This is a genomic window from Streptomyces sp. NPDC048361 (assembly GCF_040651795.1).
Taxonomy (GTDB): Bacteria; Actinomycetota; Actinomycetes; order Streptomycetales; family Streptomycetaceae; genus Streptomyces.
Genome location: NZ_JBEZKW010000049.1, coordinates 16,418 through 37,313 on the forward strand (window position 1 = coordinate 16,418; position 20,896 = coordinate 37,313).

A 20,896-nucleotide genomic window follows, 5' to 3' on the forward strand; every position below is an offset into this window, starting at 1 on the left:
ATATGCGGATTGCGGTTTCCTGGGGATCCTTACTGACCTGCACGCCGACGCCGGGAGAGATGCGATGAACGACAGTGGCGCTGTGCTCAGCTGGCTGGTGATACGTCAGGACGACAACGGCAACCAGTACCGCGTCGGCAAGTACGCGACGCAGGCGGAGGCCCAGCGCATCGCGGACAGCCTCGACGACCGCGGGCACAAGCAGCTCTACTGGGTCGAGCGGCTCGGGGCCCCCGCCCAGCAGTGACCCGCACCGAGTGCCCAGCGGCGGTACCGGGCAAGGGGTGTGAGGAACCGTCCGGGCGCGCGTTACGCTCCGGCGCATGAACGAGACCGTGGTGGTGGCCGGAGCCGTGTACGACCGGGGCCGTCTGCTCGCCGCCCGGCGCAGCGCCCCGCCGGAGCTGGCCGGACGCTGGGAGCTGCCCGGCGGCAAGGTCGAGCCGGGCGAGAGCCCCCAGCAGGCGCTCGTGCGCGAACTGCGCGAGGAACTCGGCATCGAGACCGAGCCGCTGGAACGGATCGAGGGGGAGTGGCCGCTGCGGCCCGGGCTCGTCCTGCACGCATGGACGGCGCGGCTGCTCGAAGGCGAGGCCCGCCCGCTCCAGGACCACGACGAACTGCGCTGGCTCGCACCCGGCGAGGCCGACACCGTCGACTGGCTCCCCCAGGACCGTCCCGCGGTCGATGAAGCTTTGCGCATTCTGGGGAACCTGGGTCATTAGTGCCGCCATCCGCCCCACTTGGGGATAGGACGTCCTAATTACCGGGTATGTGCCTATTAATCGTTTCTAAACCCCCCGAACCATCGGATGCGGGTGATCGGCGTGATCGACACCTCGGGCGAGTGCGCCGAGTGGACCTTCCCTGCTGAGCCGGGGGCCGTACGGACCGCCCGGCATGCCGTCCGGGACGCGCTGCGCGGCTGGGAGCTCGAATCCGGCGCCGTCGACGTGGCGGTCCTCCTGGTCAGCGAGCTGGTGACCAACGCGCTGCGCTACGCATCGGGGCCCATCGGAGTGCGGCTCGACCGGCTCGACAGCGCCACCCTCCTGGTGGAGGTCTCCGATCCGCTGCCCGATCCGCCCGTCGAACGCACCGCCGGAATCGACGACGAAGGGGGCCGGGGAATGCAGCTCGTGGCCTGTTCCGCACGGCGCTGGGGGACCCGCCGCGGCAGAACGGGCAAGACCGTGTGGTTCGAGCTGGCTCTGCATGGTTAGAAGGAGGGAGGGACGGACGATCACCACCCGCGCGTGAACCCGCCGACAACGGCTGGAAAAGAACGAGACCGGGATGTGATCGTGAACGCCGTGCCGGTTGGGGCCGTAGTGCTGAATACTGCGGGTCAAGGCCGGTCCGGTGCGGTGAGCTGGAGGGGACGGTCGCGTGAGCGAGATACCTGAGACGGGTGGCGATGTCGTATGGCAGAGCAGTCCGCCTGGCTCGATCTATGACTACATCCGCGTCGCCTCGTTCTCGATCGGGCCGGACGGACTGATCGAGCAGTGGAGCCTGCGGGCCGAGGAGCAGTTCGGCCTGGCCGCGGCCGCCGTGATCGGGCGCGATCCCGTCGAGGCGTTCATGCCCTCCGAGCTGCGCCCGCGCGGCCACCGCAGGGTCGCCGAGATCCTCGACGGCAAGGAGTGGACGGGCGTCGTCCCCTTCCGGGTGCCGTCACCCGAGGGCGGCGAACGCGCCGAGGGCCTCGCCGAGCTGTACGTCATGCCGAGCCGAACGGCCACCGACGAGCGAGCCGCGCTCTGTATCGTCGTCGACGTACGCGCTCTGCGCGGGATCGAGACGGACCTGGCCGCATCGCAGGCCATTTTCGGTCAATCTCCCTACGGGTTCCTGCTGTTCGGTACGGACCTCACCGTGCTGCGCGCCAACCGGCGCTTCGCCACCGTCTTCGGCGGCGCCCCCGAGGAGCACCGCGGCCATACCGTGCACGACTACCTCTCCCGGGCCGAGGCCGACCGGATGTCCGCAGCCCTGCGGCGGGTCCTGGACACCGGCGAGTCCGTCACCGACCTCCAGATAGTGGGCTCGGCCCCCGGGGGCAGCGACCGCAGGCACTGGTCCATCAACCTCTACCGGGTGCACAGCGGCACCGGACGGCCCATCGGCGTCGCCGGCCTCGGCATCGACGTGACCCGCCGTCACAACGTGGCCCGCGAAGCCGCCGACGCCCGCCGCAACCTCGCCCTCCTCAACGAGGCCGGCGCCCGCATGGGCAACACCCTCGACCTGGAGACCACCGCGCGCGAGCTCCTGGACATCGCCGTACCCGGCTTCTGCGACCTCGCATCCGTCGACCTCTACCAGTCGTTGCTCGCCGGGGACGATCCCAGCGCCGGCAGCTCCGACGGACGCGGCGAGCTGCGCCGGGTCGCCTTCGCGAGCGCCGTCTCGGACGGGCCGCTGCCCGGCGGCGAGGCCGAGGTGGGCGTCGGCGACGTACACCGCTACCGCTTCCACTCCCCGTACGCGAGCGCCCTGCGCACCGCCCGGATCCACACCGTGCCCGCCGCCGACGGGGGTCTGGTGCAGACCACCCTCGCCGTCCCCATGGTCGCCCACGACACCGTCGTCGGCCTGGTGCAGTTCGCCCGCGCCAAGGGGAGCGAGCCGTTCGGCGAACGCGACCGCGCGCTCGCCACCGAACTCGCCTCGCGCGCCGCCGTCTGCATCGACAACGCCCGCCTCTACCGCAGGGAACACGAGCGCGCGCTGATCCTCCAGCGCTCCCTGCTGCCCCCCGGCGCCCCCGAGGCGGCCGGGCTCGACATCGCCTGCCGCTACCTTCCCGGCAGCGCCGAGTCCGAGGTCGGCGGCGACTGGTTCGACGTCATCGAGCTGCCCGGCCACCGCACCGCGCTCGTCATCGGCGACGTCATGGGCCGCGGCCTGCGCGCCGCCGTCGCCATGGGCGAACTGCGCACCGCGGTCCGCACCCTGGCACTGCTCGACCTCGAACCCGCCGAGGTCCTCTCGCACCTCGACGAGATCGCCCGCGGCCTCGGCGCGCCCGGCGGCAGCCAGCAGGCCTCCCGGGTCGCCCACAAGTCCCGCGACGCCGACCTCTCCGAGGTCTACCTCGCCACCTGTGTGTACGCGGTCTACGACCCGGTCACCCGGCGCTGTACGTTCGCCAACGCCGGCCACCTGCCACCCGTCCTGGTCGAGCCCGGCGACGACCCGGGGGAGCCCGCGATGCTCCTCGACGTGCCGCCCGGGCTGCCGCTCGGCGTCGGCGGCGAGCCCTTCGAGGAGGTCGAGGTGGACCTGCCCGAAGGCGCCCTGCTCGCCCTGTACACCGACGGGCTCGTGGAATCCCGCGACCACCCGCTCGACGAGGGCCTCAACGCCTTCCGCAAGACCCTCACCGACCCGGACCGCCCGCTTGAGGACGTCTGCGACCAGGTGCTCGGCTCGCTCGACACCCGGCACGGCGAGGACGACATCGCGCTGCTGCTCGCCCGAATCCAGGGGCTTCCGGTGGACGCCGTCGGCGACTGGCGGCTGCCCCGCGAACCCCGTTCGGTGGGCCGCGCCCGCGAACTCGCCCGCACCCAGCTGCTCGCCTGGGACCTCGACGACCTCGTCGACACCACCGAACTCCTGGTCAGCGAGCTCGTCACCAACGCCCTGCGCTACGGCGACGGCGAGATCAGGCTCCGCCTCCTGCGCGACCGTACGCTCGTGTGCGAGGTGTGGGACGCGGGTCTGGTGCAGCCGAGGCGGCGCAGGGCCCGCGACACCGACGAGGGCGGCCGCGGCCTCCAGCTCGTCGGACTGCTGAGCGCCGCCTGGGGGGCCAGGCGCACTCCGCGCGGCAAGACGGTCTGGTTCGAACTCGCCCTGCCGGACGGGGAGTCGGGCCCGGTGGAGCTGACCGAGGAGCAGATCCTGAGCATGTTCTGACGGCGCATGCTTTGAGGGCACATGCTTTGAGGGCACATGTAGGGCACATGTAGGGCACATGTAGGGCACATGTCCTGTCGGCACACGTCCTGACGGCAAGACAGGCGAGCAGCGGCGGGGGTCTCAGGTGGTGGCCTTCAGGGCGGCGAGCCGCGCCTCCACCTCCGCCGTGTCACCGGGGCTTTCCGGTCGCTCGTACTGCTCGAACTCCGAGTCCAGGCAGGAGGCGCCGACCTCCTGGCCCGCGAGCTTCGCCTCCTCGCGCCGCACCTTGTCCTCGAAGCGGCCCAACTCGGTCGTGGTGTCCAGGACGTTGACGCTCTCGACCGCGGCCGCCGTCCGGCTCAGCGCCCGCACCCCCTCGTGCTGGGACTTCAGCTCGCCGAGCCGGGTCCGCATCCCGTCGAGCGCCGCGCCGAGCCGGGCCACGAGGTCGCGCTGGGCGGCGATGGCGGGCTCCGCGGCCATCGCCTCCCGCTCGGACCTGAGCTGCCGGGCGAGCGCGACCTTGGCGAGCCGGTCGAAGGTGTCGGCGGCCGCGTCCGACCCGGCGGCCCGCAGCACGTCCGCCTTCCGGCTCACCGCGCGGGCCCGCGCGCCCCACTCGCCGTCCGCCCGCACGTCTTCCGCATGGTCCTGTTCGAGCAGCCGCAGCGTGCCGAGCGTGGTGGAGACGGCGCGCTCGGCGTCGGCGATGGCGTCGGTGTAGTCGTGCACGAGCCGGTCGAGCACGGCCCGCGGGTCCCCGGCCCGCTCGACGAGGGCGCCGATGTCGGTGGTGGACAGGCGCACGACGCGGCCGAGTACGGACTGCTTGTCGCTCATGGCGTGTCTCCTCGTACGTAACCGGCCCGGAGCGCCGTCACCATGCCGCCGCTCACCTCGGCCCGCCGCCGGCTCTCCGGCCCCGGGTCGCCGGACCCCCGAAACAGGCGGGGCCGACGGCGGGATGGGGCGGGGTGGGGGTGAGCGGGGCGGCGTCGGGAGGGACGGGGTCGGGAGGAGTGCCGTTGGGCGGGGCCGTGTCGGGCGGGGCTGTGTCGGGTGGGGTGGCGTTGGGCGGGGCGGGCAGGACGATCCCGCCGAGCAGTGCGCCGCCGAGGCCGCCGTCCCCGGTCCGGCCCGCGACGTCCTGCTGTCCGTACGCCGCCGCGTCCTGCTCGGCGAGAGCCAGGGCCTCGCGGGCCAGGGCGTCGGCGGCGCGGGCCGAGTGCAGCGCACCGGCCGGATCCGAGTCGGCGGGCGGCGCCGACGCCAGACGGCTCAGGGCCGCCGCGAGCCGGGTACGGGCGAGGCTGCCCACGGCGCCGCGGTGGGTGGCGATGTAGGCGCCCGCCGCGGCGACGGAGGCCTGGGCGACGAGCGTCGCGGTGTCGCGGAGGGCGGGGGCGGGCGGAGGTTCGTCCCCGGGGGCGGAGATCTCGTGAATCCGGCGCAGCGCGTCGATCGGATCGTAGGGCCCGGCGGTCGACTCCTCGCGGACGGCGGCGAGCTCTCCGCGGCCGTCGGCAGGTGCGGCCTCGCACAGAGTGAGCAGGTCGGGCAACAGCCGCGCGGCGTCGGCGAGTTCGCGCTCCCGCCGCTCGACCGAGGCGACCAGGACGGCCGTCTGATCGACGGCGCCCTCGGCGGCCCGCACCCGGACCGCGGCGCCCTCGCCGTCGCCCGCGTCCAGCGCCTGACGTGCGCCGACGAGGCTCGTCGTGGCGAACATCAGACGGTCCTTCGCCTCCTCGACGTGCCGGGCGACGGGGGCCGAAGCGGAGGGGGCGTACTGCCGGAGCATCGTGGTGAGGGTGGCTTCCGCGGCGCCGGTACGGGTGGTCAGCTCGCGGAAGGCGGTCTCGGCGGAGGCGATGGCCGGGGCGGCGTCGCGATCGAGGGCGCGCAGCTCGTCGAAGGCGTCCGCCTCGGCGTCCAGGCGCCGTCCGGCCCCCGCGCAGCGTGCGGCCATCTCCGCCAGCACGCCACGCCGGGCCGCCTCGTCCTCGGGCCGGCCCTCGTCGAGCTCCTGCCGCAGCCGGAACGCGACGGCGAGCTCGGCGCGTGCGTGGGTGAGCGCGTCGGCGAACGGCCGCACCGCCTCCGCGCCGGATGCCGCCCGCGCGCAGTCCAGCTCCTCCTCGCTGGTACGGACCGACTCGTCCACGGCGACGAGGGCGGCGCGGGTGTCGGCGTCGAGCACGTCGAAGGCGGGGGCGGCCGGCGGGACGGGCCGGGGCAGCGCCCCCGAACCCCCCGGCGTGGTCCGGGAGTCGGCCCTCCGCCTCCGCACGAGGTACGCGTACGCGGCGAGTACGCAGGCGACGACGACCACGCCGATGGGAAGCACGAGGTAGCTGCTCGATCCGGCTTGGGTGTGCGCGCCGATGACGAGCGGGGCGGATGTCGCTACCGCGAGGCTTCGGGGACGGGCTGTCCTGACGGGCGGCGTCACACGACCGAGCGTATGGCTGGAACCAGCCCCCCGCGACCGGAGTGGGCCCGGCATGCCCGTGCAGGGCACCCGGCCAAGGTTGTCGATGCCGGGTGCCCCACAGGGGGCGTGGGGCTGTGACGTCTGCGTGGCTCCGCCGCGGTGGGCGCGACCGCTCGGCCCCGGGTGCCCTACGGGGGCGCGGGGAACTGCGCGGGTGACCCAGCACGGTCCGCACTCGAAGTGCGGCGGGGTTGCTGGGGCTCTGCCCCAGACCCCGGGAGTCACCCCACCCCGCCCCTTCCTGAAACCTCCGGGGGTGAGAGGGGGGCTGAGGTACAGACGCCTGGGGATACGCCCCGGACCCCATACGGGCCCCGCCCGAAGGCCGGGCCCCACGCCTCTCCCCGCACGGGGCGGGCGGCTACGCTGAGCCCCGACGAGCGAGCCGGGGGGACACGACAGTGGCACGGATACGGGCCTGGTGGCGGGGCCGGGGTGGCCGCGTCACCCGCCGTACGGCGCTCGCCCTCGTCCTGAGCCTCGCCGTCGCCCTCGCCGCCGCGGGAGTCGGCCTGCGCGCCCAGTACGCGGGCGTCCCCGGCGACGACACCAGGACCCGCGGCCGCGACGCGTACTGGCTCGGGCACGCCTGGGTCGACGGACGCAAAGGCGACAAGGACCTCGACGCCTTCGCCGCCAAGGTGCGCGGCAGCGGCATCCGGGACCTCTTCGTGCACACCGGCCCCCTCGACCACGACGGCACCCTGCCCGCCGCCCGCTACCCCCGCGCCCGCTGGCTGGTGGACGGCGTCCACCGCAGGCTGCCCGGCGTGCGCGTCCAGGCCTGGCTCGGCGACGAGCTGGCGAGCGAGGGGCCGGTCGGCATGCGGCTCGACGACGACACGCGCACCGCCGTCGTCACGGCCGCCCGCCAAGTGCTCGACACCGCCCACGTCGACGGCGTCCACTTCGACCTGGAGCCCCTTCCCTCGGGCGACCTCAACTACCTCGCCCTGCTCGACTCGTTGCGCGCCCTCACCCGCCCCCGCGGCGCCCTGCTCTCGGTCGCCGCGCACCAGATAGACCCGCTGCCCGCCCTGCACACCGCCGCCGACGGTCTCACCGGGCACGGCAAGTGGTGGTCACAGGCGTACTTCGGCCAAGTCGCCCGCCGCGTCGACCAGATCGCCGTGATGTCGTACGACACAGCCATGCCCGTGCAGAGCCTGTACGGCGGGTATGTGGCCCGCCAGACCGCTCTCGCGCTCCAAGTCACGCCGCAGGCGACCGACTTGCTCATGGGGCTGCCGTTCTACGACGACGAGAGCATGTCCCACCACGGCTCCGCCGAGACCGTGGCGGCGGCCGTGCGCGGAGCCCGGCTCGGGCTCGCCCGCACCGACCGCCACCGTCAGCACTTCGGCGTCGCGCTCTACGTCGACTTCGCGGAGCGCGATGGCGACTGGGCCGCGTACCGCGAGGGGTGGAGCTGACGGGACATCAGGCGTCCCGTCGCCTGATCCGGCTGCCCAGCCACACCAGCGGGTCGTACTTGCGGTCCACCGACCGCTCCTTCAGTGGAATCAGCGCATTGTCGGTGATCTTGATGTGCTCGGGGCAGACCTCCGTACAGCACTTGGTGATGTTGCAGTAGCCGAGCCCGTGCTCGTCCTGTGCGGTGCGCTTGCGGTCCAGGCCCGTCTCGGAGGCCGCGTCCAGCGGGTGCATGTCGAGCTCGGCGACGCGCATCAGGAAGCGCGGGCCCGCGAAGGCCGTCTTGTTCTCCTCGTGGTCGCGCACCACATGGCAGGTGTCCTGGCACAGGAAGCACTCGATGCACTTGCGGAACTCCTGTGAGCGCTCCACGTCGATCTGCTGCATCCGGTACTCGCCGGGCGCCACCCCCTGCGGTGGCACGAACGCCGGGACCTCTCGCGCCTTCGCGTAGTTGAAGGACACGTCCGTCACCAAGTCACGGACAACGGGGAACGCCCGCAAGGGAGTTACGGTGACGACGTCCGCCGGATCGAAGACCGACATCCTCGTCATGCACATCAGGCGCGGCCGCCCGTTGATCTCCGCGCTGCACGAACCGCACTTGCCCGCCTTGCAGTTCCAGCGCACCGCGAGGTCGGGCGCCTGCGTCGCCTGGAGGCGGTGGATGATGTCGAGGACCACCTCGCCGTCGTTCACCTCGACCGTGAAGTCGGTGAGTTCACCGCCGCCGGTGTCGCCCCGCCAGACCCGGAAGCTCGCGTCGTACGTGCTCACTCGTACAGCTCCTCTTCGGCGAGGTACTTGACCAGCTCGTCCTTCTCGAAGAGGGAGAGCAGATCGGCACGGATGGGGTCGGTCTCCTCGCGCACGAGCCGGATCCGGCCGCGTTCGGAGTCGGGCGGCGCCAGGCCCCCGGTGGGGTCGGCGAGATGGCACAGCAGGTTCACGCGGCGCCAGGAACGGTCCATCGCGGGCCAGTCCTCGCGGGTGTGGCCGCCGCGGCTCTCGGTGCGTTCCAGGGCGGCCCGCGCCACGCACTCGCTCACCAGCAGCATGTTGCGCAGGTCGAGCGCGAGATGCCAGCCCGGGTTGAACTGGCGGTGCCCCTCCACGCCGGCCCGCCGGGCCCGCGTGCGCAGCTCGGCCAGCTTGCGCAGCGCCTGGTGCATCTCGCCCTCCCGGCGGATGATGCCGACCAGGTCGTTCATGGCCTGCTGGAGCTCCTGATGCAGGGTGTACGGGTTCTCGGCCGGCGAGCCGTCCTCGGGGGCCTCGGCGCTGAAGGGGCGCAGGGCCTCCGCGGCCGCCGTGTCGATCTGGGCCTCGTCCACGGCCGGGCGGGCCGCGAGCGTGGACGCGTACGCGGCGGCGTGCAGCCCGGCCCGCCGGCCGAACACCAGAAGGTCGGAGAGCGAGTTGCCGCCGAGCCGGTTGGAGCCGTGCATGCCGCCGGCCACCTCGCCGGCCGCGAACAGGCCCGGCACCCCGCGGGCCGCCGCCGTGTCCGAGTCGACCGCGATGCCACCCATCACGTAGTGGCAGGTGGGCCCGACCTCCATCGCCTCGGCCGTGATGTCGACGTCCGCCAGCTCCTTGAACTGGTGGTACATCGACGGCAGTCGGCGCCGGATCACCTCGGCGGGCATCCGGGTGGAGACGTCGAGGAAGACGCCGCCGTGCGGGGTGCCCCGGCCTGCCTTCACCTCGGCGTTGATGGCGCGGGCGACCTCGTCGCGGGGGAGCAGCTCGGGCGGCCGCCGGTTGTGGTCGGGGTCCTCGTACCAGCGGTCGCCCTCCTCCTCGGACTCCGCGTACTTCTCCTTGAAGACATCCGGTACGTAGTCGAACATGAACCGCTTGCCCTCGGAGTTGCGCAGCACCCCGCCGTCGCCGCGCACCGACTCGGTGACGAGGATGCCCTTGACCGACGGCGGCCAGACCATGCCGGTGGGGTGGAACTGCACGAACTCCATGTTCAGGAGCGGCGCCCCGGCGAGCAGCGCCAGCGCGTGACCGTCGCCGGTGTACTCCCAGGAGTTGGACGTCACCTTGAAGGACTTGCCGATGCCGCCGGTGGCGAGCACCACCGCGGGGGCCTCAAGGACGAAGAAGCGGCCGCTCTCACGCTCGTAACAGAAGGCGCCCGAGACCCGCCCGCCCGAGACCCGCCCGCCCGAGACCGGCCCGCCCGTGCCGGAGCCGTCGTCGGGCGTGTCCTTCAGCACCCGGGTGACCGTGCACTCCTGGAAGACCTTCAGGCGCGCCTCGTAGTCGCCGAACTCCCGCTTGTCCTCCTGCTGGAGACTCACGATCTTCTGCTGGAGGGTGCGGATGAGTTCCAGGCCCGTACGGTCGCCGACGTGCGCGAGGCGCGGGTACTCGTGGCCGCCGAAGTTGCGCTGGGAGATCCGGCCGTCGGCGGTACGGTCGAACAGGGCGCCCCAGGTCTCCAACTCCCAGACCCGCTCGGGTGCTTCGCGCGCGTGCAGCTCCGCCATCCGCCACTGGTTGAGGAACTTGCCCCCGCGCATGGTGTCGCGGAAGTGGACCTGCCAGTTGTCGCCGGAGTTCACATTGCCCATCGAGGCGGCGATGCCGCCCTCGGCCATCACGGTGTGCGCCTTGCCGAAGAGGGACTTGCAGATCACCGCGGTACGGGCGCCCCGCTCACGCGCCTCGATCGCGGCCCGCAGCCCGGCGCCGCCCGCGCCCACCACGACGACGTCCCACTGCTGCCGTTCCAGCTGAGTCATCTACGCTGCCTTCACTTAGAAGAACCTCGGATCGTCGAACGCCCCGGTGGCGAGCAGATACACGTAGAAGTCGGCGAGCGCGACGCTGATCAACGAGGCCCAGGCCAGCAGCATGTGACGCTCGTTCAGCTTTCCGACCCACCCCCAGAGCCGGTAGCGCACCGGGTGTTTGGAGAAGTGCCGCAGCCGGCCGCCGATGATGTGCCGGCAGGAGTGGCAGGACAGGGTGTACGTCCAGATCAGCGCGATGTTGATCAGGAACAGGAGGCTGCCGAGCCCCATGTGGCCCCACCGGTAGTGCTCGTCGCGGAAGGAGAGCACCGTGTCGTAGGTGAGGATGCCGGCGACCACGACCGCGAAGTAGAAAAAGTACCGGTGGACGTTCTGCAGGATCAGCGGGAAGCGGGTCTCGCCGGAGTACGTCGTGTGCGGCTCGGCCACCGCGCAGGCGGGCGGTGACGCCCAGAAGCCGCGGTAGTACGCCTTGCGGTAGTAGTAGCAGGTCAGCCGGAAGCCGAGCGGGAAGATCAGGATCAGGAGCGCGGGGGACAGGCCCCACCAGCTGCCGAAGACGTCCGCGTTCGGGCCGTGCCGCATGGTCGCGCAGTTGTCCGCGAGGCACGGCGAGTAGAACGGCGAGACATAGGGCGCGTGGTAGTAGTCCGCGTTCGCGAACGCCCGCCACGTCGAGTAGACGACGAAGGCGAGCAGCCCCGCCGCGGTGACGGCCGGCGCGAGCCACCAGCGGTCGGTGCGCAGATGGCGGGGGGCGATCGCGGCGCGTGTGGCGTCATGGACGCCGGTGCCGTCCCGCGCCGGGGGAGGAGGGCCGTCCCCGGTCAGGGGAGAGGGTTCCGTGCCTGTGGCCAAGAGTGGCTCCCGTGGAGGAGGTCAGGGGGTGCGCCGGCCGCGGGACCGGGTGCTCCCGAGCCCCTCGTCGTCCGCGTCGGTCCAGAGCGAGGCGTCGTACGGGGCGTCGGGGATGGTGACCAGGTCGGGGCGGGCGGGGGTGCCGGGCGGTGCGGCCTCGCGGAGCAGGGCGAGGCTCTCGCGCAGATGGTCGGCGTCGGTCCGTACCCGCCGGATGTCCAGGCCGAGCCCGACCTGTTTCTCCAGTCGTCCCACGGCGCGCACCAGGTCGTCGAGACAGCGCTGAGTGGCCGTCAACTCGTCGTGCAGGGACATGACTTGCCTGCCTTTCGCCGGAGCGGGTGGCAATGTTCATGCGCCGAAAAGTGTGGCGCCTCACCGTCGCGGTTGTGAAGGTGCGTGCACGGGGTTGTGGGGTCGCGCGGGCCCCGGGCGCCCCCTGGGGAGCGGGTGTCGGCCATACGGGCGACCCGGGGCTGCCGTGTCCGCGGACGCGTTCGGCCGCACGGGTGGGCTTCGGGGCCCGCTGCGCCGTGTCGCCGCCGCGGGGGCGCAGGTCTCCTCTTCAGTGGCTGGGATACGTGTGATCATCGCGAAATGCCATGAAATCCCATAAGTCTGACGAAGAGGTACAAGCCATGTCCCACGTCGGTGACCCGAACGGGAGGGCGCCCCGGATCGTCGCGGCGATCCGGACCGCGGCCTCTCTGCGATCGCGCTCCGTCGCGCTCCTGACCAGCGGAGTGCTCGCGCTCCCCGTGCTGACCGGCTGCGGCTCCGCCGACAGCGGGCACGCGGCGGGCGCCGCACCCCAGGACATCGGGGCCGCGGCCCGGTCGAACGTCGCCGACGGGGGAACCCTTAAGTGGGCCGTCGACGCGATGCCCGAGACGCTCAACACCTTCCAGGCCGACGCCGACGCCACGACCCAGCGGGTCGCCCAGGCGGTGCTGCCGTCCTTGTTCACGCTGGACGACCACGGCCGCCCGCAGCGCAACCCCGACTATCTGGAGTCCGCCGAGGTCGTCCAGCGCGAACCCAAGCAGGTCGTGCTCTACAAGCTCAACCAGAAAGCGGTGTGGAGCGACGGCCGCGAGATCGGCGCCCCCGACTTCGTCGCCCAGTGGCGGGCCCTGAGCGGCAAGGACTCGGCGTACTGGACCGCCCGCAACGCCGGGTACGAGCGCATCGAGAAGATCGAGAAGGGCGCCAACGACCTGGAGGTCAAGGTCACCTTCGCCAAGCGCTACGCGGACTGGCGCTCCCTGTTCAGCCCGCTCTACCCGAAGGACGTCACCGGCACCCCCGACGCCTTCAACGACGGCGCCCGCTCCCAGCTGAAGGCCACCGCGGGCGCCTTCCGCCTCAAGGAGGCCGACCGCGCCAAGGGCATGGTCACCCTGGAGCGCAACCCGCGCTGGTGGGGACTGCCCGCCAAGCTCGACACCGTCGTCCTGCAGGCCGTGCCGCGCGACAAGCGGGCCGCGGCGCTCGCCGCGGGCACCGTCGACATGGCCGAGATCGACCGTGCCGACGCCGACCGCATCGCGCTCGCCGAACGCGACAAGGGCCAGGCCGTCACCCACGGCCCGGGCGCCGCCATCACGCCCGCCTCCGCCCTGCGCTCCTGGGCCATCGCCCACAGCGGCGAGGAGGAGAAGGCCGAAGCCGAGCGGCAGGCCCGCAAGGAGACCCTGGCCGCCGTCGACAAGTACGCCGCCGAGCAGGCCGGGCTGCGCGGCCTCGCCGTCCGCAAGACCCTGGAGCCCGCCTACACCCAGCTCGCCCTCAACGGCGCCTCCGGGCCGCTCACCGACGAGCGGGTCCGGCGCGCGGTGGCCCGCGCCCTCAACCGCAAGGAGATCGCCGAGGCGGTCCTCAAGCCGCTCGGCCTGCCGGCCCAGCCCCCCGGCAGCCACCTCGCGCTCGCCGGACAGGACGCGTACACCGACAGCAGCGACGCGCTCGGCAGCCAGGACACCCAGGAGGCGCGGGCGCTGCTCGCCGACGCCGGGTGGACCACGGGCGGGGCGCGGCAGAAGCCCAAGCAGGACGCGGCGAAGGCAGGCAGCAGACCCGAGGGCGAGCAGGAGTCCGAGGACGGCAAGCGCCGGGCCACCGGCAACCACCCCGACGACGAGGGCACCTACATCGTCGGCGACGACAAGCCCGGCAGCTCGGGCGCGGGCGCCGCCTCCCGTACGTACGTCCTCGCGCCGGGCCGCGTCGCCGCGCTCCAGCAGGCCGCGCTCCTGCGACAGGCCCGCGTCTTCGACGCCGAGCCCGCCGAGCAGGTGAACAAGGGCGCCGACAAGCACACCAAGACCGAGGCCAGACCCAAGGGCGGCGCCCCCGGCGCGTACGCCCCCAAGGGCACCGCGGCCCCGGCGCCGCAGAGCGGGCCGCTCGGCAAGGACGGCAAGCCGCTCACCCTGCGCTTCGTGCTGCCGTCGGGCCCCGGCTCGCAGTCGCTGCGCGATGTCGGCGACAAGGTGGCCGCCATGCTGAAGTCGGTCGGCATCAACACCGAGATCATCAAGGTCGCCGAGGACAGCTACTTCAAGGACCACATCGCGTCGGGCGACTTCGACCTGGCGCTCTACTCGTGGCCCGGTACCGCCTACCCGGCCACCGACGACCGGCCGATCTTCGCCAAGCCGGAGCCCGCCGCCGACGGCTCGCTCCTCGTCGAGCAGAACTACAGCCGGGTCGGCACCGACCACATCGACCAGCTCTTCGAGCAGGCCGCCGGTGAGCTCGACGAGGACGAGGCCCGCGACCTCGTACAGAAGGCCGACGCCCGGATCTGGGCGGCCGCCGGCTCGATCCCGCTCTACCAGCGCCCGCAGCTGGTCGCCGTGAAACCGAACGTGGCCAACGCCGGAGCCTTCGGCTTCGCCGGGCCGCGCTTCCAGGACATCGGGTTCAAGAAGCCGGAAACGGCGCACAACGGATCGAAGAACACCGCGGAGTAGAAGAGCGAACCAGCAGGACAGAAGCGGGGCGAGGAGGCCGCTCCAAGCTCAGAACCTGCTCAAGTCCCTTGCCCGCCGGCCCCGCCGGCGGGCAAGGTCGTGTACGCCCCTGACCCAGGCTCAAGCACGGCGCAAATCCCCCGAAAAACCCCTGTTCAAGATCGTCGCCATCGGCCCGGGAGGCCGCCGGTGCGGCTGCCCCGTACCATGGGAGGCAGCCGTGGCCTGTCTGCCCGGCGGGCGGACGAGGACTCGACCGCGTCAGACGCCTGATCCCACGATCGAGAGAAGCGCCAGTCAGTATGCCCACGCGCCACGACATCCGTAACGTCGCCATCGTCGCCCACGTCGACCACGGCAAGACCACGCTGGTCGACGCCATGCTCAAGCAGGCCGGCGCCTTCGCGGCGCACGCCGCCGAGTCGCTCGACGACCGCATGATGGACAGCAACGATCTGGAGCGTGAGAAGGGCATCACGATCCTGGCCAAGAACACGGCCGTGAAGTACCACCCCAAGGATGGCGGCGACGTCATCACCATCAACATCATCGACACCCCGGGCCACGCCGACTTCGGTGGCGAGGTCGAGCGCGGTCTGTCGATGGTGGACGCGGTGGTCCTCCTCGTGGACGCCTCCGAGGGCCCGCTGCCGCAGACCCGCTTCGTGCTGCGCAAGGCGCTCCAGCAGCGGCTGCCCGTCATCCTGTGCATCAACAAGACGGACCGCCCCGACTCCCGGATCGACGAGGTCGTCAACGAGACGTACGATCTCTTCCTCGACCTGGACGCCGACGAGGACCAGATCGAGTTCCCGATCGTCTACGCCTGCGCCCGTGACGGCGTCGCCTCGCTGACCAAGCCGCAGGACGGCACCGTCCCGGCCGACAGCGACAACCTGGAGCCGTTCTTCTCGACGATCCTCTCCAGCGTTCCGGCCCCCGAGTACGACGAGAGCGCCCCCCTCCAGGCGCACGTCACCAACCTCGACGCCGACAACTTCCTCGGCCGCATCGCGCTGCTCCGCGTCGAGCAGGGCGAGCTGCGCAAGGGCCAGACGGTCGCGTGGATCAAGCGCGACGGCACCATCTCCAACGTCCGCATCACCGAGCTGATGATGACCGAGGCGCTCACCCGCAAGCCGGCCGAGATGGCCGGCCCCGGTGACATCTGCGCGGTCGCCGGCATCCCCGACATCATGATCGGCGAGACCCTGGCCGACCCGGAGAACCCGATCGCGCTGCCGCTGATCACGGTCGACCAGCCGGCCATCTCCATGACCATCGGCACCAACACCTCGCCGCTGGTCGGCCGCGGCGGTGGTACCGGCAAGGGCGCGGACGCCAAGTCCCATGTCAAGGACCGCAAGGTCACGGCCCGTCAGGTCAAGGACCGCCTCGACCGCGAGCTCATCGGCAACGTCTCGCTCCGCGTGCTCGACACCGAGCGTCCGGACGCCTGGGAGGTCCAGGGCCGTGGTGAGCTCGCGCTCGCCATCCTGGTCGAGCAGATGCGCCGCGAGGGCTTCGAGCTGACCATCGGCAAGCCGCAGGTGGTCACGAAGCAGGTCGACGGCAAGACCCACGAGCCGGTCGAGCGCCTCACGGTGGACGTGCCCGAGGAGCACATGGGCGCGGTCACGCAGCTCATGGGCGTCCGCAAGGGCCGCATGGACAACATGTCCAACCACGGCTCCGGCTGGGTCCGCATGGAGTTCGTCGTGCCCTCGCGCGGCCTCATCGGCTTCCGTACGGAGTTCCTGACGAACACCCGCGGCACCGGTATCGCCCACTCGATCCACGAGGGCCACGAGCCGTGGTTCGGCACCCTGACGACCCGTAACAACGGTTCGCTCGTCGCCGACCGCGCCGGCTCGGTCACCCCCTTCGCCATGATCAACCTGCAGGAGCGCGGTGTGCTGTTCACCGAGCCCGGCACCGAGGTCTACGAGGGCATGATCGTCGGTGAGAACTCGCGCGCCGACGACATGGACGTGAACATCACCAAGGAGAAGAAGCTCACCAACATGCGTGCCGCTTCCGCCGACAACACCGAGAACGTGGTGCCGGCGCGCAAGCTCTCCCTTGAGCAGTCCCTGGAGTTCTGCCGCGACGACGAGTGCGTCGAGGTGACCCCGGAGGCCGTACGTATCCGCAAGGTCGTCCTGGACGCCAAGGAGCGCGGCCGCACCGCGTCCCGCGCCAAGCGGAACTGACCTGCCCCGTACGCCCCGAAGGCCCGGCCCCCGCTCAGCGGGGGCCGGGCCTTCGGCGTTGCGGGGCCGGCCTTTCGCGGTCGCGGGGGCGCCGGGGGTTTCAACGGCGGGGTACACACGCGAGGGTGAGCCCTGCCGAAGAGGCTCGTGCGGGCCGCTCGTCGGCCTCTAGGGTCAAGTTGTTTTAAGGGGCATCCTGTTCGGATATCGACCGTCGCTCTCCGGAAGATGTATTAACGGTCCGTTTCGGGTGTGTCTGTCTGTGCTCAGTTTGTCCGGATTTCGGGCCGTTGCCCGGTCCTGATGTTGTCAAAACGAGACCCTTTAAGTGTGGTTTACAGCCCGGCCGTACTTAATAGTTGGCTCCATTGAGCTCGGGTCAATGGGTCACGCACTGTGGGGAGTGCCGACTCACGAGCACACTCGGGGTACTTGACGTCGAAGCGCTGTCAGGGGTGTCAGCGCGCGTAGAAGTACCCCTCTTGTAGTGACAAGTGGACTCATGAGGAGGAAACCCATGCGTGGTGCTACGAGCGCCAAGTGGGTCGCGGGAGCGGCAATCATCGCCCTGGCTGCGACCGCTTGTGGTGGCGGCGGGGACAAGGGCACCAGTGGCTCCGGTAAGGCGGGCGGCACGTTCCGCCTGGGCATCACCGAGCCGGTGGCCATCGACCCGGTCAACGTGCAGGAGTCCGAGGGCAGTCTGGTCGCGCACAACCTCTTCACGGGGCTGTACAACGCGTCGCCGGACGGCAAGCTCATTCCCGAGCTCGCCCAGTCCGTGACGACCAGCGACGACGGCAAGACCTGGACGTTCAAGATCAAGCCCGGCACCAAGTTCACCAACGGTGAAGTGGTGGACGCCGAGGCCTTCATCCGCGGCTGGACGCGTGTCGCGGCCAAGGCCTCCGCCTCCGACGTTGCCTACCCGATGGAAGGCATCGAGGGCTACAAGGAGCTCAACGGCGGCACCAGCGAGAAGTTCAGCGGCCTGTCGGCGCCGGACGCCAACACCCTCAAGGTGCAGCTGTCCGCTCCGGACTTCGAGTTCGACAAGAAGACCGTGCACACGGTCTTCAGCCCCGTCCCGAAGGTCGCCGGAGCCGGCGACAACAAGGCGTTCAACGATCTCCCGATCGGCAACGGCCCCTTCAAGATGCAGGGTTCGTGGCAGCACAACAAGTCGATCACGCTCGTCCGCAACGACGACTACGGTCTGACCAAGGCCAAGCTCGACAAGGTCGACATCTCCATCCTGAACTCGGCCAACGGCGTGACCCTGGAGTACCAGGGCTTCCAGTCGGGTCAGTTCGACTGGGCCCGTATGCCTACGCCGCAGATGCCGGTGGCGAAGGCGAAGTTCGAGCCGAAGAAGGAGTGGATCGAGGCCGACACGAGCGGAATCAACTACCTCGTCGCCTTCAACAACAACGCGCCGCTGAACAACGCTGACGCGCGCAAGGCGATCTCGTACGCGATCGACCGCGAGGCCATCGCCAAGGGCGTTTTCCAGGGCATGCAGAAGCCCGCCAGCTCCGTGCTGCCGCCGTCCTTCGCGGACACCTACCAGGATGGCGTCTGCTCGTCCTGTGTGAAGCAGGACCCGGCCAAGGCCAAGGAGTACGCGGCCAAGGGCGGCCTGAAGCCGGGCACCGAGGTCGACTTCGGCTACAACACGGGCGCCGGTCACGAGGAGTGGGTCCAGGCTGTCGCACAGCAGCTGAAGGACGTCCTCGGCCTCAACGTCAAGCTGAACGGCAAGCCGTTCAAGGAGGCGCTGTCGCAGCAGCAGGACAAGGCGACGAGCGGCCTGTGGCGCTCGGCGTGGGGCGCGGACTACCCGACCCCGGACAACTTCCTGTACCCGCTGCTCGACACGGGTTCGATCAACCCGGACCCGAAGACCGGCAAGGCCCTCGGTGACAACCGCGGTCGCTACTCCAACCCGGAGTTCGACAAGCTGATCGTGCAGGCCCGTGGCACCAAGGACCCGGCCGCCCGCGCCAAGGTCTACCAGCAGGCCGAGAAGCTCGCGGTCGACACGGACCAGGCGCTCATCCCGCTGTGGAAGCGCACTCAGCTCCGTCTCGCCAACACCCAGAAGTTCAACGACATGAAGCTGGACTTCTTCGAGAACCCGAACCTCGCCGAGATCTCGTCCAAGTAGCACACACCTCCTCATAGCAGGTAGGCGAAGGTCGTGGGGGTCGGAGCACTTCTTCGATCCCCACGACCTTCGCTCAGTCACGGGCGCACCCCCTAGGACCGGCGCCCGCCGCGGCCGCTCTCCCGATCGGATGAAGCCGCCAACCCCCACGCTCAGTAAGTGAAGGAGGCATCGTGGGCAGATACGTGATTCGGCGACTCGGGCAGATGGTGGTCGTCCTCTTCGGTGCGACGGTTATTCTCTTCTGCTGTCTCTTCGTCCTCCCCGGCGACCCCGTGGGTTCGCTCGGCGGTGACAAGGCACGCGACCCGGCGGTCGTGCAGGAGCTTCGCGAGAGGTACGGGCTGAACGACCCGCTCCCCGTTCAATACGGCCACTTCGTCCAGAACCTCGCCAAGGGCGACCTGGGTACGGACTTCACCCAGCGCCGTCCGGTGACCGAGGTGCTGAAGCCGAAGCTGGCGAACACGGCGGAGCTGGCCGTGGCGGCGATCCTCATCGACATCGCCATCGGCCTGCTGGCCGGACTCATCGCCGCGCTGTTCCGGTACTCCTTCTGGGACGTGCTGATCACCCTGTTGACCACCATGGCGGTCGGCTTCCCGTCGTTCGTCATCGGCATGGTGCTGCAGAAGATCTTCGTGGTGCAGCTGGAATGGGTCCCGCTGATCTCCGACGGCACCATGAAGTCACTGATCCTGCCGGCGTTCACCCTCGCCATCCTCGACGCCGCACTCGTCGCGAGACTCATGCGCGGCACCATGCTCGAGGTGCTGCGGGCCGACTACGTCAAGACGGCCATCGCGAAGGGTCTGCCGCAGCGGACCGTGCTGTTCAAGCACGTCATGCGCAACTCGATCATTCCGGTCGTCACGTACCTGGGTATCTCCTTCGGCACGCTGCTCGGTGGCGCACTCATCACCGAGGCGATCTTCAACTGGGACGGCATCGGGCTCGCCCTGGTCACCGCGGTACAGCAGCAGAACAACCCGATCATCATCGGCGTGGTGACGTTCAGCGTCGCCGTGTTCGTGCTGCTCAACCTGATCGTCGACCTGTTGTACGCGGTCCTCGACCCGCGCATCCGTCTCGCCTGATTCCAGGCAGCCCGTTCTAGGAGTCACACCCATGACTGAGCTCACCAAGAGCACAGCGTCGGCGGGGGGCGCGACCGCTCCGGCGAACGGCGCGAAGGCCGAGGCGGAACCCGCCATCGCCCGCGTCACCCAGTGGGGCGAGATCCGTCACCGCTTCCTCGCCAACAAGCTCGCCGTCGTCGGCCTCGTCCTGGTCGCCCTGCTGTTCCTCGTCGCGATCTTCGCTCCGCTGATCGCGCCGATGGACCCGTACCACCAGGACCTCACCAACACCCTTCAGTCACCCGGCGGTTCACATCTGCTGGGCACCGACGCACTGGGCCGCGACCAGTTCTCGCGCATCATCTACGGCAGCCGCATCGCCGTCATCGTCGGTCTCGCGTCGATCTTCCTGGCCTGCCTCATCGGCGTCATCGTGGGTGCGGTGGCCGGATACTTCGGCCGCTCCACCGACTCGGTCCTGATGCGTATCGCCGACGTCTTCTTCGCCTTCCCGCTGCTCATCGGCGCCATCGTGATCATCATCGTGATGGGCCGTGGCGTGATGCCGGTGATCCTCTCGCTGGCCGTGTTCTCGTGGCCGACGGTCTCCCGACTGCTGCGCAGCTCGATCCTGTCGGTCCGTGAGGCCGACTACGTGCACGCCGCCCGAGCGCTGGGCGCGAGCACCTCGCGGATCATCGTGCGGCACATCATCCCCAACTCCATCGCCGCCGTGATGGCGTACGCCGCCTTCAGCGTCGGTGGCGCCATCGTGGCCGAGGCGTCGCTGTCCTTCCTGGGCGTCGGCGTCAGCCCGGAGACCCCGGAGTGGGGCAACATGCTGGCCGCCGCCAAGGACTTCATGGGGGTCAAGGACTACCTGTGGACCTACCCCAGCATCGCGATCGTGCTGACGGTTCTTGGCTTCGTATTCGTCGGTGACGGGCTCCGCGACGCCCTTGACCCGAAGCTGCGCTAGAAGGGCGGCACCACCAC

16 protein-coding genes are annotated in these 20,896 nt (G+C 70.7%); 10 read left to right on the forward strand and 6 right to left on the reverse strand.

What is annotated here, in order from left to right:
- Positions 1-64: 64 nt before the first annotated feature.
- From AB0D31_RS25305 to AB0D31_RS25320, 4 genes are all read left to right on the forward strand, one after another.
- Positions 65-247: an SPOR domain-containing protein gene (locus tag AB0D31_RS25305; protein ID WP_362727247.1), complete on the forward strand. Its 183-nt coding sequence runs from the start codon at positions 65-67 to the stop codon at positions 245-247.
- A gap of 76 nt (positions 248-323) precedes the next feature.
- The gene (locus tag AB0D31_RS25310) at positions 324-725 is read left to right on the forward strand and encodes a (deoxy)nucleoside triphosphate pyrophosphohydrolase (protein ID WP_362727249.1); all 402 of its coding nucleotides are present in this window, start codon (positions 324-326) and stop codon (positions 723-725) included.
- A 93-nt stretch (positions 726-818) separates the two neighbouring features.
- Complete coding sequence (locus AB0D31_RS25315) at positions 819-1,223, forward strand: ATP-binding protein (protein WP_362727251.1); 405 nt, start codon at positions 819-821, stop codon at positions 1,221-1,223.
- A 166-nt stretch (positions 1,224-1,389) separates the two neighbouring features.
- Positions 1,390-3,927 carry a SpoIIE family protein phosphatase gene (locus tag AB0D31_RS25320; protein ID WP_362727253.1) on the forward strand — a complete coding sequence of 846 codons (2,538 nt, stop codon included), beginning with the start codon at positions 1,390-1,392 and terminating at the stop codon, positions 3,925-3,927.
- 123 nt (positions 3,928-4,050) lie between these two features.
- On the opposite strand, the gene AB0D31_RS25325 is transcribed toward AB0D31_RS25320, so the two are convergent.
- Both AB0D31_RS25325 and AB0D31_RS25330 read right to left on the reverse strand, forming a co-directional pair.
- Positions 4,051-4,752 (reverse strand): PspA/IM30 family protein, encoded by a 702-nt coding sequence (locus tag AB0D31_RS25325; RefSeq protein WP_362727255.1) that lies wholly within the window; start codon positions 4,750-4,752, stop codon positions 4,051-4,053.
- Positions 4,753-4,804: 52 nt separating this feature from the next.
- A complete protein-coding gene (locus AB0D31_RS25330) occupies positions 4,805-6,364 on the reverse strand; it encodes a TPM domain-containing protein (RefSeq protein WP_362727256.1) in 1,560 nt (519 codons plus the stop codon).
- 452 nt (positions 6,365-6,816) lie between these two features.
- Between AB0D31_RS25330 and AB0D31_RS25335 the strand changes: the two genes are divergently transcribed.
- On the forward strand, positions 6,817-7,839 hold the full coding sequence (locus AB0D31_RS25335) for a glycosyl hydrolase family 18 protein (protein ID WP_362727303.1): 1,023 nt from the start codon (positions 6,817-6,819) through the stop codon (positions 7,837-7,839).
- A 7-nt stretch (positions 7,840-7,846) separates the two neighbouring features.
- On the opposite strand, the gene AB0D31_RS25340 is transcribed toward AB0D31_RS25335, so the two are convergent.
- Genes AB0D31_RS25340 through AB0D31_RS25355 form a run of 4 tightly spaced genes read right to left on the reverse strand, consistent with a single transcriptional unit; the run spans position 7,847 to position 11,781 of the window.
- Positions 7,847-8,617, reverse strand: coding sequence for a succinate dehydrogenase/fumarate reductase iron-sulfur subunit (locus AB0D31_RS25340; protein ID WP_362727258.1), 771 nt, complete (start codon positions 8,615-8,617; stop codon positions 7,847-7,849).
- Positions 8,614-10,596, reverse strand: coding sequence for a fumarate reductase/succinate dehydrogenase flavoprotein subunit (locus tag AB0D31_RS25345; protein ID WP_362727260.1), 1,983 nt, complete (start codon positions 10,594-10,596; stop codon positions 8,614-8,616). The genes AB0D31_RS25340 and AB0D31_RS25345 overlap by 4 nt, the downstream gene beginning before the upstream one ends.
- A gap of 15 nt (positions 10,597-10,611) precedes the next feature.
- Entirely contained in the window at positions 10,612-11,439 is an 828-nt protein-coding gene (locus AB0D31_RS25350) for a hypothetical protein (protein WP_362727305.1), read from the reverse strand.
- A 48-nt stretch (positions 11,440-11,487) separates the two neighbouring features.
- A complete protein-coding gene (locus tag AB0D31_RS25355) occupies positions 11,488-11,781 on the reverse strand; it encodes a hypothetical protein (protein ID WP_362727262.1) in 294 nt (97 codons plus the stop codon).
- Between the two features lie 323 nt (positions 11,782-12,104).
- Here AB0D31_RS25355 and AB0D31_RS25360 point away from each other — a divergent pair, with 323 nt between their 5' ends.
- From AB0D31_RS25360 to AB0D31_RS25380, 5 genes are all read left to right on the forward strand, one after another.
- Complete coding sequence (locus tag AB0D31_RS25360; protein ID WP_362727264.1) at positions 12,105-14,441, forward strand: ABC transporter family substrate-binding protein; 2,337 nt, start codon at positions 12,105-12,107, stop codon at positions 14,439-14,441.
- A gap of 302 nt (positions 14,442-14,743) precedes the next feature.
- On the forward strand, positions 14,744-16,654 hold the full coding sequence (gene typA / locus AB0D31_RS25365; RefSeq protein WP_362727265.1) for a translational GTPase TypA: 1,911 nt from the start codon (positions 14,744-14,746) through the stop codon (positions 16,652-16,654).
- A 517-nt stretch (positions 16,655-17,171) separates the two neighbouring features.
- A complete protein-coding gene (locus AB0D31_RS25370) occupies positions 17,172-18,821 on the forward strand; it encodes a peptide ABC transporter substrate-binding protein (protein WP_362727267.1) in 1,650 nt (549 codons plus the stop codon).
- 173 nt (positions 18,822-18,994) lie between these two features.
- On the forward strand, positions 18,995-19,918 hold the full coding sequence (locus AB0D31_RS25375) for an ABC transporter permease (protein WP_362727269.1): 924 nt from the start codon (positions 18,995-18,997) through the stop codon (positions 19,916-19,918).
- Between the two features lie 31 nt (positions 19,919-19,949).
- The gene (locus AB0D31_RS25380; protein WP_362727271.1) at positions 19,950-20,879 is read left to right on the forward strand and encodes an ABC transporter permease; all 930 of its coding nucleotides are present in this window, start codon (positions 19,950-19,952) and stop codon (positions 20,877-20,879) included.
- Positions 20,880-20,896: the final 17 nt, after the last annotated feature.

Bases quoted from the DNA above. Each gene is read 5' to 3' on its own strand.
- AB0D31_RS25360 (WP_362727264.1), top strand. From the start codon at position 12,105: ATGTCCCACGTCGGTGACCCGAACGGGAGGGCGCCCCGGATCGTCGCG.
- AB0D31_RS25380 (WP_362727271.1), top strand. From the start codon at position 19,950: ATGACTGAGCTCACCAAGAGCACAGCGTCGGCGGGGGGCGCGACCGCT.
- AB0D31_RS25345 (WP_362727260.1), bottom strand. From the start codon at position 10,596: ATGACTCAGCTGGAACGGCAGCAGTGGGACGTCGTCGTGGTGGGCGCG.
- AB0D31_RS25305 (WP_362727247.1), top strand. From the start codon at position 65: ATGAACGACAGTGGCGCTGTGCTCAGCTGGCTGGTGATACGTCAGGAC.
- typA (WP_362727265.1), top strand. From the start codon at position 14,744: ATGCCCACGCGCCACGACATCCGTAACGTCGCCATCGTCGCCCACGTC.
- AB0D31_RS25325 (WP_362727255.1), bottom strand. From the start codon at position 4,752: ATGAGCGACAAGCAGTCCGTACTCGGCCGCGTCGTGCGCCTGTCCACC.
- AB0D31_RS25370 (WP_362727267.1), top strand. From the start codon at position 17,172: ATGCGTGGTGCTACGAGCGCCAAGTGGGTCGCGGGAGCGGCAATCATC.
- AB0D31_RS25355 (WP_362727262.1), bottom strand. From the start codon at position 11,781: ATGTCCCTGCACGACGAGTTGACGGCCACTCAGCGCTGTCTCGACGAC.
- AB0D31_RS25310 (WP_362727249.1), top strand. From the start codon at position 324: ATGAACGAGACCGTGGTGGTGGCCGGAGCCGTGTACGACCGGGGCCGT.